Source organism: Methylomonas sp. PHL2-19, from assembly GCF_059331595.1.
In genome coordinates this window covers 899,906-914,974 of sequence record NZ_CP196839.1, presented here as the reverse complement: position 1 = coordinate 914,974, position 15,069 = coordinate 899,906, and the positions used below count along the sequence as shown (strand labels likewise).

The following is a 15,069-nucleotide window of genomic DNA, read 5'->3' as shown; positions in this document are numbered from 1 at the left end:
ATCGCTACTCAGGTAAAAGCTGCTCGCCAATCCACAGTTGCTCCAAGGTTTCTCGGGCTCGAATAAGATGCATTTTATCGCCATCCACCATTACCTCCGCCGCTCGTGGCCTCGAGTTATAGTTTGAACTCATCGTAAACCCATAGGCTCCCCCGGAACGAACCGCCAATAAATCGCCTTGTTTCAACTTTAACGACCGCGCTTTACCCAGAAAGTCGCCCGTCTCGCAAACCGGTCCCACAATGTCCCAATCCAACTCGGACTGATCGCTTTCAGTGTTCGCAGGAATGATTGCCTGCCACGCCCCGTATAAAGCCGGCCTAACCAGATCATTCATCGCCGCATCCACAATAGCAAAATTTTTATTCTCTGTTGGCTTGAGGTATTCCACTCTGGTTAACAATATTCCCGCATTGCCGACGATGGCGCGCCCCGGCTCTAATAGAATTTCAAAACTCCGTCCCGCTAAACGCTGCAGCAGAGCTGCAATATATTCAGAAGGTTGCGGCGGATGCTCATCGCGATAACAAATACCCAGCCCGCCCCCTAAATCGAGGTGGTGCAATTCAATACCTTCCTCTTGCAGTTCATCGACTAACGCCAACACCCTATCCAGCGCATCCAAAAACGGCACTGTTTCAGTTAGTTGGGAGCCAATATGGCAATCGATACCGACTATTTGGATATTCGGCATCTGCGCGGCACGCCGATACTCATGAATGGCTTGCTTGATATCGATCCCGAATTTATTTTCTTTCAACCCGGTGGAAATATAGGGATGCGTCTTGGCGTCAACATCCGGGTTGACCCGGAAAGACACGGGAGCAATAACACCCAGCTCACCGGCTAATCGGTTGATCCGATCAAGTTCGCCGCTGACTTCAACATTAAAACAGCGTATACCTATTTTCAACGCCGCTAAGATTTCGTCCTCGCGTTTACCGACACCGGAAAACACAATTTTGTCAGGACTGCCGCCCGCAGCTAGCACGCGCTGCATTTCGCCAAGCGACACGATGTCGAACCCAGACCCAAGTCGCGCCAGCACGTTGAGAATCGCAATATTTGAATTGGCTTTTACCGCATAACAAATAAGGTGCGGGTGCCCGGCAAAGCCTTGATCGAAGGCTTGCCAATGCCTCTCCAAGGTCGCGCGCGAATAGACATAGCAGGGAGTACCGTAGTTTTCGGCAATTTTGTCAACAGGAATGCTTTCGGCAAACAGCTCGTGTTGCCGATAATTAAAAAAATCCATGGCTTATTTATCTTGTTTCGGTACGTAAATTGGCGGCGGGCTATCCGGCATATATAAGGGCCCGGTTTGACCGCAGGCTTGCAGCAACAGAGCCCAAAGAACTAGAGTTAAAATTTTGTTTGTCGTCATGTTCGTAACGATTATCGGGTGAGTGCGGAATATAGCATAGCCGACAGCTTAAAAGAACGAACGCAAGACAGCTAACCAATCTCGGCAAGCCACAAAAAAAGGGGCATGAAGCCCCTTTTTGTCGCTAGGCCAGACGAAGACTCACTTTATCGTCATCGACTCTTTCACCACTTTAGGCGTAATAAACACCAACAACTCTTTTTTGGTATCGTTTTTTACACTTTTCTTGAACATCCAGCCAATCACCGGCAAATCCGACACCCAAGGCACAGTATTGTAAGATTCCTGAACAGTCGACTCATAGATGCCGCCCAACACTACCGTCTCGCCATCTTCAACTTGAACTTTGGTTTTCAACTGCCGGGTATCGATAGGTACCGTTGCGTTACCGCCTGTAGCCAAAGGTGTTCCCGGCGAATCTTTTTTGATGTCGAGCAGCATGATAACACTGCCGCTTGGCGTAATCTGCGGCGTGACATTCAGCTCCAACACCGCATCGACCAGCTCCGTCACCGGACCAGTCGCCTGGCTTTGGGTTTGATACGGAATCTGCACACCTTGTTTGATTGAAGCTTGCACCATGTCGCTAGTCATTACCCGCGGATTGGACACCAACTCGCCTTTACCATCGTCTTGCAATGCACTGATCTCAAGGTTCAAAAGATAATCCGCTCCGCGTGCCAAGGTCAAGGCCAAAGCACCTCCGCTGGAAGCTGCCAATGCAGATCCCAAATCCGACAGAATTTGCGAATTTTCGCTGGTTTCCGCACCACTGGCCGTCATTCCGTATTGCGTTCCGCTATTTACGTCGGCTTTATGAGCCACCCCAAATTTGGTACCCAAGTTCTGCGCAAACGAAGTATCCGCTATGACGATTCGCGATTCGATCAACACTTGGCGCACAGGCACGTCCAATAGTTTGATCATTCTGCGTACATCTTCCATAGCCTTTGCCGTATCCTTGACAATCAGCGTATTGGTTCTGGCATCGACAATCGCCGTACCGCGTGGCGATAGCAATCGCATACTTGCTGGACCGCCACCTTGGCTATTCTGGCCGGAACCGGCCTGTTGCGACGCGACGGAACTCCCGCTACCACCGCCGCAACCACCACCTCCGCCACTGCTTGCACCTGCACCGGACTGACCACCTTGCGAGCTATTCCCCACCCCCATTAATACACCGCAAATCTCCCCTGCTTTTGCGTAATTGATCTGAATATTTTCGGTTTTTAACGGTTCCAACTCTTCGAATATTTTTTTCGAATCCAGCTCCTCCTGCTCGATTTTCATGATCTCAGCAACCGGCGCCACCATCACCACATTGCCGTTCTGTCTTTTTGCCAAGCCTTTGGATTTTAAAATCAACTCCAAAGCCTGATCCCAAGGTACATCGTTTAATCTAAGCGTGACATTGCCCGCCACCGAATCAGCAGCAATGATATTCAGCTCGGTAAAGTCGGCCAGAATTTGCAACACCGAACGCACTTCGATATCTTGAAAATTCAATGACAACTTATTGCCGATATACGGGAATTTTTCTTTTTGCTGCGCTTCTTTTTCCGCCGGTGTCAACGGCCGAAACTCAACCGTCAATAAATTATCGGACTGATAGGACGAGTAATCGTAATTACCATTGTTGGGTGTTATGACAATGTTGACGCTATCGCCTCTGGGAGAGGCTTCGATTTTTTGTACAGGTGTCGCAAAATCGGATACGTCAAAACTTTTAACTAAAGACTCCGGCAACTTGGTGTTTAGGAAACTTAAAACCACTTTACCGGCATTTTGTTTAGCGTCGACTACAGTATTTGCCGCTGATAAACCCAGCAACAAACGCCCCTCACCGTTTGGCCCGCGTCGAAAATCAATACTTTTTATGTTTTGTTCCGGCAAAAATTTACTAATCACCGAATCCTTCGCGACAGGCGCTTGCTGTACGGCTCGGTTTACCGCAGCAACGGTCCCGCTGGACTTCAACACCACATAAAATTTATTGCCCTCGATTTTGGTTTCGTAAGGCACTTTTTCTACCAAATTGATAATAACCCGAGTCCGCCCCGAAGCCTCAACCACATATACCGTGCCTGCAGCACCTTGATTGATCGGAAAGCTTTTTTTTGCCAGATTACTTTTTACGCCGGCAAAGTCCAATGCGATTCTGGAAGGGTTATCGGTCTGGAAGATTTTCGGCTCCACTATCGGACCATCCATTTCCAGTTGCACTTGCACTTGGTTTCCGGCCAAGGTGGAAAACTCTAAGTTGTTTATCGCTCCATCATCGGCGTGCACCAGCGCAACATGCACAAAACAACTCAGCAACACTGAACACCAGAAACCGAAGCCGGCCACTTTCCATCCGTTTTTATTTTGTTTAATACTCATTTCTATAACCCTTTTTCATCGGCCAATGCTAGTGAAGACTGTTGTTCGCGCCAAGTGCCCGGTTTATCAGGTACGATTTCCATTAGCTCTATTTTGTCGTCAAGAATACGCAGTATCTTGCCGTAATTTTGCCCCATGTGATGCCCAACCTGTACGCGGTGGATAGTCCCATCTCTAGCTCTTACCAAACCCCAATAGCCTTTGTCGTTACGTAGCGTTCCAACCATGCGCAGACTGTCCAGAGGGTAGGCTTCCAACTCTTCCTTCCGGCGTTCTATATCAGGTCTAATACCGTTGATACCGGAGACGTCGACATTGCTATCGTCATCTTTTCTTTCAATTGACCTAAACGGATCCCTCAATCCATCGGGCTTGAATATAAACGATTCAACCACTTTAATTTCAGGCAAGGGTTCGATAGCGGCCTTGGGACGAGCTTTTACCTCTTCAATATATTTGGTCAAATCGCTGACATCGTCGCCACCGCATCCGACCATCCCAACCAAAAGCAAACTTAACATCGGCAGGGTCGGAAAAACTTTCACACCGACGCACCTCATTGCCCTCTCCTTTTCTTAGCAGCCGGTCCGCCAGCGGCTTGCGCTGTTTCGCCCTCGTTATAGGTTTTTATTGTTGCCGTCATGCTCATACCATCTTTGCCTTCTTTACCCATCGGCGTCATGACCACATCGTGCACCGTCACAATCCGGGGTAGGGAAGCCAAACCGCTGACAAATAATCCCAGCTCTTCATACTTCCCGACGACATGGATACCAATTGGTAATTCAGAATAAAACTCTCTGTTAATTTCGGTACTGGGTTGGAACAATTTAAACTCTAGGCCACTTGCCAATCCGGTTTGGGAAATATCAACCAACAAGCTGGCAACTTCAGCTTTGGTAGGCATCTGCTTCAACATCTCACCTAGCGACGCTTCGATTTGATCCAGCTGATCGCGGTAATCCTGGAGATTGACAGCCTTTTTCTGCTTAACTTCAAACGCACTTTTCAAACTCTCTTCTTGTTTTTCAAGCACATCCAATTCATCCAACTGCGGCACCGTCACAAAGTAAACGCCAGCCGCCGCTGTTAATACCGCAAACATAAGAATGACGATGATTTTTAGTGGCGTTGGCCAGCTGCCCGCCGAATTAATGTCCCAATTGATTTCAGACAAATTCATTTGACGGCTCCTGGTTGAGGCTTATCGACCTTCTTACCTTGCTTGGCAGTTAGGGTGAAGTCATTCATCTGCCCATCCTTCTTACCCTCGCCCTTGATAACATTCAGTACCGAGGTATTCATCCACGGCGAGTTATCGATAGCCCGCATATAAGCGGACACCCCCGCATTCGATTCCGCCTTCCCATCCAGCGTCAAAACCGCTCCTGCCTGGGCAAACTTCGTCAGGTAAATACCATCCGGCGTGGTTTTGGCCAATTCATCGAATAAATGCACCACCTCGGGACGGCTTTCCTGCAACTTTTGGATGACTTCAATTTTGGTCAATAACCGGTTTTTCTTATCTTCGATTTCTTTGATTTCTTGAATTCGCTTATCCAAGATGGCTATTTCGTTTTGTAGTAGCGTGTTTCTGCGGGTCTGATACTCTTTGATCCCTTCGATATACATATAGACCACGACCAAAATCAGTGCTGTCACCAAAATACCGGCACCAATACCCGCCACAAAATCCTGCTGCTTTTTTTTACGCAGCTCTTCTCGCCAGGGGAGTAAATTAATTCTTGCCATTAATCGAAACTCCTTAGCGCTAAACCGCACGCTATCATCATCGCAGGCGTATCGTTGCTCAGACTTTGCGGTTTGACCCGATTAGAAAGCGCCATATTGATAAATGGATTGGCAATGTAAGACGGGATGCCGAGGTCGCGTTCCACCAATTTGTCCAAACCCGCGATTGACGCGCAACCACCGGCAAGTACCAAGGCATCGACGCCGCGATTGGCGCTAGAGGAAACAAAGAATTGCAACGATCTGGCGATTTGCTGCAACATGGCTTTTTTGAAGGGCTCCAGCACATCCGTGACGTAATTATCCGGCAGGCCGCCGTGCTTCTTGGCCAGACCGGCTTCTTCATACGACAGGCCATAGCGGCGCTGAATCTCTTCAGTTAGCTGTTTTCCGCCAAAGCCCTGCTCCCGGGTATAAACAGTTTTACCTTCATGCAGAATGTTCAGAGAGGTCATGGTGGCGCCAATGTCGGCAATCGCAACAGTCATATTGCCGGCACCTTCCGGTAACTGATCCGCCAACAACGAAAACGCATTTTCCATTGCAAAAGCTTCCACATCGACGACGACAGCCTTAAGGCCGGCATAGGCCAGTGCTGCCACCCTGTCTTCAATGTTTTCCCGCCGAGAAGCCGCCAGCAACACATCAACCATATCCGGGTTATTTTTGGTGATGCCCTGAACTTCGAAATCGAGATTAACCTCGTCCAGCGAATAAGGAATGTATTGATCCGCTTCCACCATGATCTGCTCCTCCATGTCCCTATCAGACAAGGAGGCGGGCATCGAAATGATTTTGGTCATCACCGAGGAACCGGCAACCGCAACGCTCGCCTGCTTTGCCCGAGTACCGGATTGCTTGACCGCCGCTTTTATTACCGCGCCGATTTGCTCTATATTGGTGATGTTCTTATCGACTATCGCATCTTGAGGTAAGGGCGCCACCGAGTAACTTTCTACCCGGTAACGAGCACCGACCCGGCTCAATTCCAACAATTTAACCGCAGCTGTACTAATATCCACACCCAGCACAGCCGACGGATTCCTGCTCAACCAGCTCATGAATGAACCCTTTTTAGATCGAATATGATTGAATTTGGCTCAAGCATGCTCAGACGACGTGCAGAACCCACATGGGTCAGAAGTATAGTAGGTTTTTTTAATTTCATCCTCTTAGATAAACCACTTTATAAGTAACTTTAGGTTGTTCCTATTATCAAAAGGGTTTATTTTGACCGGCAATTTGTATTTTAGCAGTGCGTTTGAATTTCAGTGCCCATTAAGAAAGCTCCCAAACCCAAGTCTCTGATCAAGACACTTTTTAAGTGGCTGGCCTTCTTCTTTTTCGCTTTTATCGGCACATTTCTGATCGCCACTTATTTTTTCCTAATCGAACTCGATAAGGAACTGCCGGACATCGACCAGTTACAACATGTTCAATATCAAATGCCGTTGAACATCTACAGCCAAGACAAGCTATTGATAGCTCAGTTTGGCGAGAAGCGCCGAATCCCGATCAACATTGAGCAAGTACCGCCGCAATTGATCAAGGCGTTTATCGCTGCGGAAGACGACCGCTTTTACAAACACAACGGCGTGGATTTCAAAGGCCTGCTGCGAGCGTTAAGCCAATTAGCCCTCACCGGCAAAAAGCGCCAAGGCGGCAGTACCATCACTATGCAAGTTGCCCGCAATTTTCTGCTGAGTAACGAAAGAACTTATTTGCGTAAGCTCAAAGAAATCATTCTTGCCCTGAAAATAGAGCGGCAATATTCCAAAGATCAGATTATGGATCTTTATTTGAACAAAATTTATATGGGCCAACGCGCCTATGGCGTCGCAGCGGCCGCGCAAACCTATTATGGTAAAGATATTTCCGAGCTAGCCCTTCACCAGCAAGCGATGATTGCCGGTTTACCAAAAGCACCATCCATTTACAATCCGATCACCAATCCTCAGCGTGCCATAGAGCGGCGGAATTACGTGTTACGCCGAATGCTGGATTTAAACTATATAAGCCAGCGCGATTACGAAATTGCTGTACAAACATTAGATAACGCGGAGATCCAGCCGATAAATGTCGAGCTACAATCGCCATACATCGCGGAAATGGTTAGGCAAGAAGTTATGTCCAAGTATGGCGAGACAGCCTATACCTTGGGTTTGAAAATTTTCACCACCGTCCCTAGTCAATTTCAGTTAGCAGCAGAAGACGCTTTGCAAAAAACCTTGCATGAATATGACGAGCGCCACGGCTATCGCGGTTTTCCACATAAGAATTTACAAAAAAAGGGGATTCAAATTGAGGACACTGTTATTGGAGATACCCGGCAAGCCTTAGTAACAGCAGCAACTGATTCCGGTGTGGTCGCAACATTCTATGACCATACGCAGATCGACATAAGCTGGAAAAATATTGAATGGGCAAGACCGTACCCGGAAAAAAATATCGGCACCGGCAAAGCTTTTCTCAAATCCAACGACATCATCTGGGTCAGGCAGTTAGAAAATAACGAATGGGCACTCACGCAAATTCCGAGTGCTGAAGCTGCTTTTGTAGCGCTTAATCCCAACAATGGCGCGATTTTAGCTTTATGCGGCGGCTTTGATTTTTATCACAGCAAATATAACAGGGCTACGCAGTCCAAACGCCAACCGGGCTCGGGATTCAAGCCTGTTATTTATACTGCTGCCTTGGAGAAAGGCTTCACCGCGGCCAGCATCATTAACGACGCCCCCATCGTAATCGAGGACCCTTCGCAAGAAAACGACTGGCGTCCGGAAAACTATAGCCGCCGCTTTCTGGGGCCGACATCATTGCGGGTTGCGCTCCGGGAATCGATCAATCTGGTCTCAGTGCGATTGCTGCAGGAAATCGGAATACCTCAGGCAATCGATACAGCCATGCGCTTTGGTTTCGATAAAGAACAATTGCCCGGCACGCTGTCTCTGGCTTTGGGTAGCGGCTATGCATCACCGTTGCGTATGGCGTCGGCCTACGCGGTCTTTGCCAATGGCGGTTTTTTGGTAAAACCCTACCTCATCGAACGCATCGAAGATCACAAAGGTAACCTGTTGTTCCAAGCCAACCCACCCCTGGCGTGTGCCGATTGCCCAGACCAAGACCCACCGTCACCAAACCGCGCGCCGCGCGCTATTTCAGCAAAAATTAATTTCCTGGCAAACAGCCTGCTGAGAGATGTTGTACAGCGCGGCACGGCAACTCAGGCCAAACAATTGGGCCGTAACGATTTGGCGGGTAAAACAGGCACCACCAACGAACAGAGAGACGCTTGGTTTAACGGTTTTGCTACCGATATAGTGGCATCTGCATGGATAGGCTTCGATAATTCATTACCACTTGGACATGGTGAGACTGGTGGCAAAGCCGCCTTACCGATGTGGATTAAATTCATGAAAGCCGTACAACAAAACTTCCCGGAAAAACCATTAACGCAACCAGCTGGGATAGTCCAGGCTTACATCAACCCAGCAGACGGGTTATTGCTAGATCAAGAAGCGAGAGGAGGCATTTGGGAATATTTCAGTGAAGAAACCGTACCAACGGCAAAATCGGCACCAAAAGCTGAAGAACCCGAAGAGGATGAATTATTTGCAGAAGAAGCGTTATTTTAAAACACTTCGCATAACTGGGAAGAATCTGGCCGCCAGTTGACCGACGGCCGAACAAGACTTCTCGAAAACTATTATTTTCCGAATTTTTTGCGGAATTTATCAACACGACCCGACGTATCAACGACGCGCTGTTTACCGGTATAAAACGGATGGCAAGAAGAACACACCTCAATGTGTAAATCAGAAGCCAGCACAGAACCGGTTTGAAAAGTATTGCCGCACCCGCAAGTAACGGTAATTTGTTTATATTCTGGATGTATTTCTGGTTTCATAGCGCTCACATACCCGTTCCGGGCTACATACTTGATAGAGAACTGCTTATGATACGATCTCGACAGGCAATCTGCAACACAAAAAACAGTGCTAAACACTACCTTAGCGCCTCAGACCATCACCGCTAATCACCAGTCCGCATCAATAACATATTAAAACCCCAGCAGGCAGTGCCGGATTGAACCGGCATCACGAACAGGCGCTCAGAACAGGATAGCGCTTTTGAAAGCCTACTAAACATTTCGTGTAATTTGCTATCAAATTAGGCGCTATCAATACTTTGATCACAAGGACTATCGCTTGATGTTCTGCACGCGCCAAAGCAGCAGCAATATCAGCAGCGGCGGCACCGCGGTTAGGCCAGTAGCCACAAATGCAGTAGCATAGGCTCCGGGTAACCCGTATATGGGCGTGAGCGTTTCGACCGCAACCCCGGAGAATCCTTTCAGGAATTTGCCAAGCAAGGCGTAGGTTGACGACAGCATGGCGTACTGAGTGGCGGTGTAGCCCAAACTGGTCAGGCTCGACATATAAATTACCAAGGCGACGCCCGCGAAGGACTGGGCAAAAGCGTCGAGCGTCATGACTGCGGCGAAAATCGCTGTGTCTGCATTGACGCTGAGTAAGGCGAATGCCGCCGTGCCACCCCCCTCGAACACAAGCCCCGCGATCAGCGTTGGTAACAGGCCGAATCGCACGGCACTGAGACCCGCCGAGGCAATACCGAAAAAGGTTGCAACCAGCCCGAATGAGCCGCGCACCCAGGCCACCGTGTCCTTGGAAAGCCCGAGATCATGATAATACGGGTTGTACATTGGCCCCATCACGAAATCAGGCAGGCGATAGAGCGCCACCATCAGCAGCATAAGGAGTCCTGCAACCTTGTGATTGACGAAAAAGTCGATAAACGGGCCGATGATCGCATCGGCAAGGCCGCGCAAGGTCCATAGCGGAGACTTCTGGCGCCGCGCCACATCAGCGCGGGTTGGCTCAGAGGCACATAGGGTTGCTACGGTGCAAAGTGCCATCAATACCGCCATGGCAACATACGACATGCTCCACCCGACACGGGCCGCCGCAGCAATGATTAAGGCGTCAGTAATAATGAGAGCGATACGGTATCCGACCTGCGCTGCCGAAGTCATCAACCCCGCGTCGGCGTCGTCGGACGCGGATTCGATTCGCCAAGCGTCGATGGCGATGTCCTGCGTAGCTGACGCGAAGGCCGTCAACAACGCGAAGGCACCAATAGCCACCAGCCCGCCTGCCGTCCCAACAGTGGCCATGCCCAGCAGCCCGACGGCGATCAATATCTGGCACAGCAGCATCCAGCCGCGACGACGCCCCAGACGGCCCAGCAGCGGCACATCGATATGATCCACCAGCGGCGACCAGTACACCTTAAAGGCGTACGCAAAGCCAACCCAGGACATGAAGCCGATGGCAACCAGGCTCGTGCCATCGTCCCGCAGCCAGTAGCCGAAGGTATTGGCTGTCAGCAGGAAGGGTAGGCCCGAGGCAAAGCCCAGCGCCAACATGACGGCCACCTTGGGCTGCTTGAGCTCATGAATCACTTCCAAAGCGGAGCGCTTGCGGCGCACAACGGGGGTTGATTGGGTTGCGGGCGACGGCTTCTCAGCCGAATTAGGGGGGATGTGCGTCGGCGTGCTCATGCAGGAATAGTAATTTAATCGAGTAAGGCCCTACACCCACCAGAGTAAAAAAGCCTATAACCAACAGATAATCCTGTCCATCGGCCAGCCAAACCGATACAGGCGAAGAAACCAACTAGAAAGGAAGTCCGGCTGAAACCGAGAAATACCACACTCAGAACACGCCACTGCGTAAAAGTAGAGAAAGCGCTACGCCAACTATTAATAGCCTTTGTCACGCGCCTTCCCTTACTTTATTGCAGTTCTATCAAAAATCGACGAGTTAACCGTTTATCAGATAGTGGGTAACGATACTCGCCGCATAGCCTGCAGCGATAACCGGCGTCCATTTTAAGTGACTGAAGAATGTGTATTTGTGATTGGATTGCCCCATCAACGCTACGCCTGCCGCAGAACCCACCGAGAACAATGAACCACCCACACCGGCAGTCAATGTCACCAACAACCATTGATACAAATCCATATCCAGATTCATATTCAGTACCGCGAACATCACCGGGATGTTATCAACTATTGCTGAAATTATACCAACCAGGATGTTGGCGGTGGTTTGCCCCAAACCGTCGTACATCGCGCCGGACAACAATTCCAGGTACCCGATATAACCTAAACCACCTACCGCGAAGACCACACCAAAGAAGAACAGCAACGTATCCCATTCAGCTTCCTTTACGCGATCAAATACATCAAGATGCACTGCATCAGCCGATGCGAAGCGCATCTTTATGTAGTAGATGAATAACATCAATATGGACAACCCTGCCATCATGCCCATGAACGGCGGCAAATGCAGAAATTGTTTGAAGCTGACGGCCAAACCGATGGTAACGCCGAACAAACCGCACACCACCCAACCACCGGGCTTCAATTCAACAGCAGCCTCGTTGGTTGCTTTTGGCTGACCACTTGGAATCGCTTGCGCCATGAAGAAGGCGGGCACGACGAAATTGACGACAGAGGGAATGAACAACTTGAAGAAATCGAAAAACTCAGCATAACCAGCTTGCCATACCATCAAGGTCGTGATGTCACCGAATGGGCAAAAGGCACCACCGGCGTTAGCGGCAATCACCAGGTTCACGAAACCGATTGAGACGAATTTTTCGTTATCCGCACCCACGGCCATCACCACGGCGCCGACCAACAGCGCAGAAGTCAGGTTGTCAGCTACCGAAGACAGGAAGAAGGTAATGATGCCGGTGATCCAGAACAATTGCTTGTAGCCAAATTGTTTACGAATCAACCAGGAGCGCAGCGCTTCAAACACATTACGTTCCGCCATGGTGTTGATATAGGTCATCGCCACCAGCAAGAACAACATCAACTCTGCGTACTCTTTCAAATCATGTTCGAAAGCTTTATGCAGTTCTTCACCGGAAACACCGGCCTCTTGAGCCAATATCGCCACATGCCCCCAAATCACGGCAGCGGCAAAAATAACCGGCTTGGATTTACGCAAATGCGTAAACTCTTCTGCCATCACAAATCCATAGGCCACCAAAAAGATCAGAACGGTATAAATGCCCCGCTCCGTTCCGGTTAAGCCGAGATTGTGAAACTCTTCAGCCATGGCGATTTCCGGCAAAAACAGCAAGCCGGCCAAAATTAACAGTAAGCGCAACAAGATAGCCCCCTTTATCCTCTATGTTTTAGTCATTATTGAAAGCGGAAAAAACTAACCGGGCATGTTATCACCATACAATATTCTTTGTCATTTAATCCCGGCCAGTATATTATTCAGATACCTAGCAAAATAGTATGTAAACTAAGCATCGCCCTTAAATGTATCAATATAACAAGCAAGATCAAACACTTATAGAAGAGCGCGTCAATGAGTTTCGCGGACAAACCCAACGTTTTTTAAACGGCGAACTCGGCCCGGACCAATTCAGAGCCTTGCGGCTGATGAATGGTTTGTACGTGCAAACACATGCCCCCATGCTCCGTGTTGCAGTGCCGTATGGATTGCTATCATCAAAGCAATTACGCAAACTGGCATCGGTAGCTCGCGACTATGATCGCGGCTATTGCCATTTCACCACCCGCCAAAACGTGCAATACAACTGGCCTGAACTTAGTCGAGTACCCGACCTGCTTGCCGAACTTGCGACGGTGCAAATGCACGCCATTCAAACCAGCGGCAACTGCCTGAGAAATACCACCTCAGATCCCTTAGCGGGCATCTGCAAAGATGAGATCGAAGATCCACGACCCTACTGCGAAACCATTAGACAGTGGACGACGCTGCATCCGGAATTTGCTTATCTGCCGCGCAAATTCAAGATCGCCGTTAGCGGTTCGGCGCATGACCGCGCCGCCGTGCAATTCCACGACATCGGCGTCTACATAGTCAAAAACGATGCAGGCGAAATTGGCTTCAGAATTTTGGCCGGCGGCGGCCTGGGCAGAACTCCCATCATTGGTCAAACCGTTAGACCTTTTCTGGAAAAACAACACCTATTATCGTATCTGGAAGCGATCTTACGGGTCTACAACCTATTCGGCAGACGCGACAACAAGTATAAAGCGCGCATCAAAATCCTGGTCAAAGAAACCGGATTGGAGAAGTTTACCGCCATGGTCGAAAAGGAATGGCTGCGCATTAAGGAAGATATGATCCTGAGCAACGAACGCATTGAGGAAATCAAAGCGCAGTTTTTACCACCCGCTTACGATCCCAGCGCTGCGGATGACAACGCCCTGACCGCGCAGTTGGCCGACAACACCGATTTTGCAAAATGGTTTAAATACAATACCGTCGAACACAAAATCGCCGGCTATCGCGGCGTCTACGTTTCACTAAAAGCCCCGGATTCTCCTCCTGGCGACATGACTGATAAACAGCTTGAAGCGGTAGCCGATTTGGCTGACCAATTCAGCTTTGGCGAAATTAGAAGCACTCATAGACAGAATTTGGTCTTGGCTGACGTGAAACAAGCCGACCTGTTTACAGTATGGCAGCAACTAAACGCCATCAAATTGGCTACACCCAACATCGGCACCGTCACCGACATGATCTGTTGCCCGGGCCTGGATTTTTGCTCGCTGGCCAATGCCGGCTCTATTGGCGTAGCAAAGGAACTCAACGAAGCATTGGATGATTTGGATTACATACACGACATCGGCGACATCAAAATTAATATGTCTGGCTGCATGAACGGCTGCGCCCATCAAAGTGTCGGCCACATCGGCATTCTGGGCGTCGATAAACATGGTGAGGAGTGGTATCAAATCACCTTGGGCGGCTCTTCTGAAAACGAAGCAGCGATAGGCGAACGCCTGGGACCATCAGTTCCCAAAGACCAAATCACCTCGACCATCACAACGATATTAGACGTTTACATCAAGCAACGCCTTGAAGACGAAGCATTTTTAGAGACCGTCAAGCGTGTTGGCCTGGAACCATTCAAAGAAAGAGTTTATGCAAATCATTAAAGATCGACAGTTGGTAGAAAACACCTGGACTTTTGTTGCCGACGACAATCCGTTACCAGAAAATGGTGACATTACAGTCACATTAGCGCGTTGGCTGACAGATAAAGAACAACTACTCAAACGCTCCAGCCAAACCGGCGTTCGGCTCATTCCCAGCGATCAAATTGAACCGCTGACTAACGACTTAAGCAAAATTGGCGTGATAGAACTTAATTTTCCGATATTCGGCGATGGTAGGCTTTTTTCGCAAGCACGCTTACTAAGGAGCCGCGACGGCTATCAAGGGGAAATTAGAGCCGTCGGCGATTATCTGCCTGATCAGGTATTTTATTTGGCGCGGGTGGGCGTGAATGCGTTTGAGTTTTCTGACCCAAACCATATTCAAGAGGCTCTGGCAGCCATGAACAATTTCTCAGTACGCTATCAGGCATCGACAAACTAAGCCAAAACCGGCGACTTGTCTTAAGTACCTGACAAGAAACAAAAGCCACACAATAAAAAACCCGCTTGACGAATATCGTCAAGCGGGTTT

The 15,069-nt window shown here is 49.2% G+C and carries 13 protein-coding genes; 3 read left to right on the top strand and 10 right to left on the bottom strand.

Annotated elements, in window-relative coordinates; all coding sequences use genetic code 11:
- Window positions 1-4: 4 nt before the first annotated feature.
- The 7 genes from lysA to ACR02O_RS04240 form a co-directional block, all read right to left on the bottom strand.
- On the bottom strand, window positions 5-1,255 hold the full coding sequence (lysA, locus tag ACR02O_RS04270) for a diaminopimelate decarboxylase (protein WP_415879308.1): 1,251 nt from the start codon (window positions 1,253-1,255) through the stop codon (window positions 5-7).
- Between the two features lie 3 nt (window positions 1,256-1,258).
- Window positions 1,259-1,384, bottom strand: a complete 126-nt coding sequence (lptM, locus tag ACR02O_RS04265; protein WP_084153286.1) for an LPS translocon maturation chaperone LptM — start codon at window positions 1,382-1,384, stop codon at window positions 1,259-1,261.
- Window positions 1,385-1,525: 141 nt separating this feature from the next.
- Window positions 1,526-3,769 carry a type IV pilus secretin PilQ gene (locus ACR02O_RS04260; RefSeq protein ID WP_033156770.1) on the bottom strand — a complete coding sequence of 748 codons (2,244 nt, stop codon included), beginning with the start codon at window positions 3,767-3,769 and terminating at the stop codon, window positions 1,526-1,528.
- Window positions 3,770-3,771: 2 nt separating this feature from the next.
- On the bottom strand, window positions 3,772-4,329 hold the full coding sequence (locus tag ACR02O_RS04255; protein ID WP_084153287.1) for a pilus assembly protein PilP: 558 nt from the start codon (window positions 4,327-4,329) through the stop codon (window positions 3,772-3,774).
- The gene (locus tag ACR02O_RS04250; protein ID WP_458138913.1) at window positions 4,326-4,952 is read right to left on the bottom strand and encodes a type IV pilus inner membrane component PilO; all 627 of its coding nucleotides are present in this window, start codon (window positions 4,950-4,952) and stop codon (window positions 4,326-4,328) included. The genes ACR02O_RS04255 and ACR02O_RS04250 overlap by 4 nt, the downstream gene beginning before the upstream one ends.
- Window positions 4,949-5,521 carry a PilN domain-containing protein gene (locus ACR02O_RS04245; RefSeq protein WP_458138912.1) on the bottom strand — a complete coding sequence of 191 codons (573 nt, stop codon included), beginning with the start codon at window positions 5,519-5,521 and terminating at the stop codon, window positions 4,949-4,951. The genes ACR02O_RS04250 and ACR02O_RS04245 overlap by 4 nt, the downstream gene beginning before the upstream one ends.
- On the bottom strand, window positions 5,521-6,582 hold the full coding sequence (locus ACR02O_RS04240; RefSeq protein WP_020483743.1) for a pilus assembly protein PilM: 1,062 nt from the start codon (window positions 6,580-6,582) through the stop codon (window positions 5,521-5,523). The genes ACR02O_RS04245 and ACR02O_RS04240 overlap by 1 nt, the downstream gene beginning before the upstream one ends.
- 210 nt (window positions 6,583-6,792) lie before the next feature.
- Here ACR02O_RS04240 and ACR02O_RS04235 point away from each other — a divergent pair, with 210 nt between their 5' ends.
- Window positions 6,793-9,156: a penicillin-binding protein 1A gene (locus tag ACR02O_RS04235; protein ID WP_494522860.1), complete on the top strand. Its 2,364-nt coding sequence runs from the start codon at window positions 6,793-6,795 to the stop codon at window positions 9,154-9,156.
- A 71-nt stretch (window positions 9,157-9,227) separates the two neighbouring features.
- Here the strand turns inward: ACR02O_RS04235 and rpmE are convergent, their stop codons facing one another.
- The 3 genes from rpmE to nhaD all read right to left on the bottom strand — a co-directional run bounded on the left by rpmE (window position 9,228) and on the right by nhaD (window position 12,672).
- A complete protein-coding gene (gene rpmE / locus ACR02O_RS04230) occupies window positions 9,228-9,428 on the bottom strand; it encodes a 50S ribosomal protein L31 (RefSeq protein ID WP_081607938.1) in 201 nt (66 codons plus the stop codon).
- Between the two features lie 294 nt (window positions 9,429-9,722).
- Window positions 9,723-11,102: an AmpG family muropeptide MFS transporter gene (locus ACR02O_RS04225; RefSeq protein WP_494522859.1), complete on the bottom strand. Its 1,380-nt coding sequence runs from the start codon at window positions 11,100-11,102 to the stop codon at window positions 9,723-9,725.
- 262 nt (window positions 11,103-11,364) lie between these two features.
- A complete protein-coding gene (nhaD, locus tag ACR02O_RS04220) occupies window positions 11,365-12,672 on the bottom strand; it encodes a sodium:proton antiporter NhaD (protein ID WP_225587310.1) in 1,308 nt (435 codons plus the stop codon).
- A gap of 212 nt (window positions 12,673-12,884) precedes the next feature.
- On the opposite strand from nhaD, the gene ACR02O_RS04215 reads away from it, so the two are divergent.
- Both ACR02O_RS04215 and ACR02O_RS04210 read left to right on the top strand, forming a co-directional pair.
- Entirely contained in the window at window positions 12,885-14,537 is a 1,653-nt protein-coding gene (locus ACR02O_RS04215) for a nitrite/sulfite reductase (RefSeq protein ID WP_494522858.1), read from the top strand.
- The gene (locus ACR02O_RS04210; protein WP_033156777.1) at window positions 14,524-14,979 is read left to right on the top strand and encodes a DUF934 domain-containing protein; all 456 of its coding nucleotides are present in this window, start codon (window positions 14,524-14,526) and stop codon (window positions 14,977-14,979) included. Before ACR02O_RS04215 ends, ACR02O_RS04210 begins: the two co-directional genes overlap by 14 nt.
- The last annotated feature ends 90 nt before the right edge of the window (window positions 14,980-15,069 follow it).

Coding starts and splice junctions, on each gene's coding strand:
- lysA (WP_415879308.1), bottom strand. CDS start 1,255: ATGGATTTTTTTAATTATCGGCAACACGAGCTGTTTGCCGAAAGCATT.
- lptM (WP_084153286.1), bottom strand. CDS start 1,384: ATGACGACAAACAAAATTTTAACTCTAGTTCTTTGGGCTCTGTTGCTG.
- ACR02O_RS04260 (WP_033156770.1), bottom strand. CDS start 3,769: ATGAGTATTAAACAAAATAAAAACGGATGGAAAGTGGCCGGCTTCGGT.
- ACR02O_RS04255 (WP_084153287.1), bottom strand. CDS start 4,329: ATGAGGTGCGTCGGTGTGAAAGTTTTTCCGACCCTGCCGATGTTAAGT.
- ACR02O_RS04250 (WP_458138913.1), bottom strand. CDS start 4,952: ATGAATTTGTCTGAAATCAATTGGGACATTAATTCGGCGGGCAGCTGG.
- ACR02O_RS04245 (WP_458138912.1), bottom strand. CDS start 5,521: ATGGCAAGAATTAATTTACTCCCCTGGCGAGAAGAGCTGCGTAAAAAA.
- ACR02O_RS04240 (WP_020483743.1), bottom strand. CDS start 6,582: ATGAGCTGGTTGAGCAGGAATCCGTCGGCTGTGCTGGGTGTGGATATT.
- rpmE (WP_081607938.1), bottom strand. CDS start 9,428: ATGAAACCAGAAATACATCCAGAATATAAACAAATTACCGTTACTTGC.
- ACR02O_RS04225 (WP_494522859.1), bottom strand. CDS start 11,102: ATGAGCACGCCGACGCACATCCCCCCTAATTCGGCTGAGAAGCCGTCG.
- nhaD (WP_225587310.1), bottom strand. CDS start 12,672: ATGGCTGAAGAGTTTCACAATCTCGGCTTAACCGGAACGGAGCGGGGC.
- ACR02O_RS04215 (WP_494522858.1), top strand. CDS start 12,885: ATGTATCAATATAACAAGCAAGATCAAACACTTATAGAAGAGCGCGTC.
- ACR02O_RS04210 (WP_033156777.1), top strand. CDS start 14,524: ATGCAAATCATTAAAGATCGACAGTTGGTAGAAAACACCTGGACTTTT.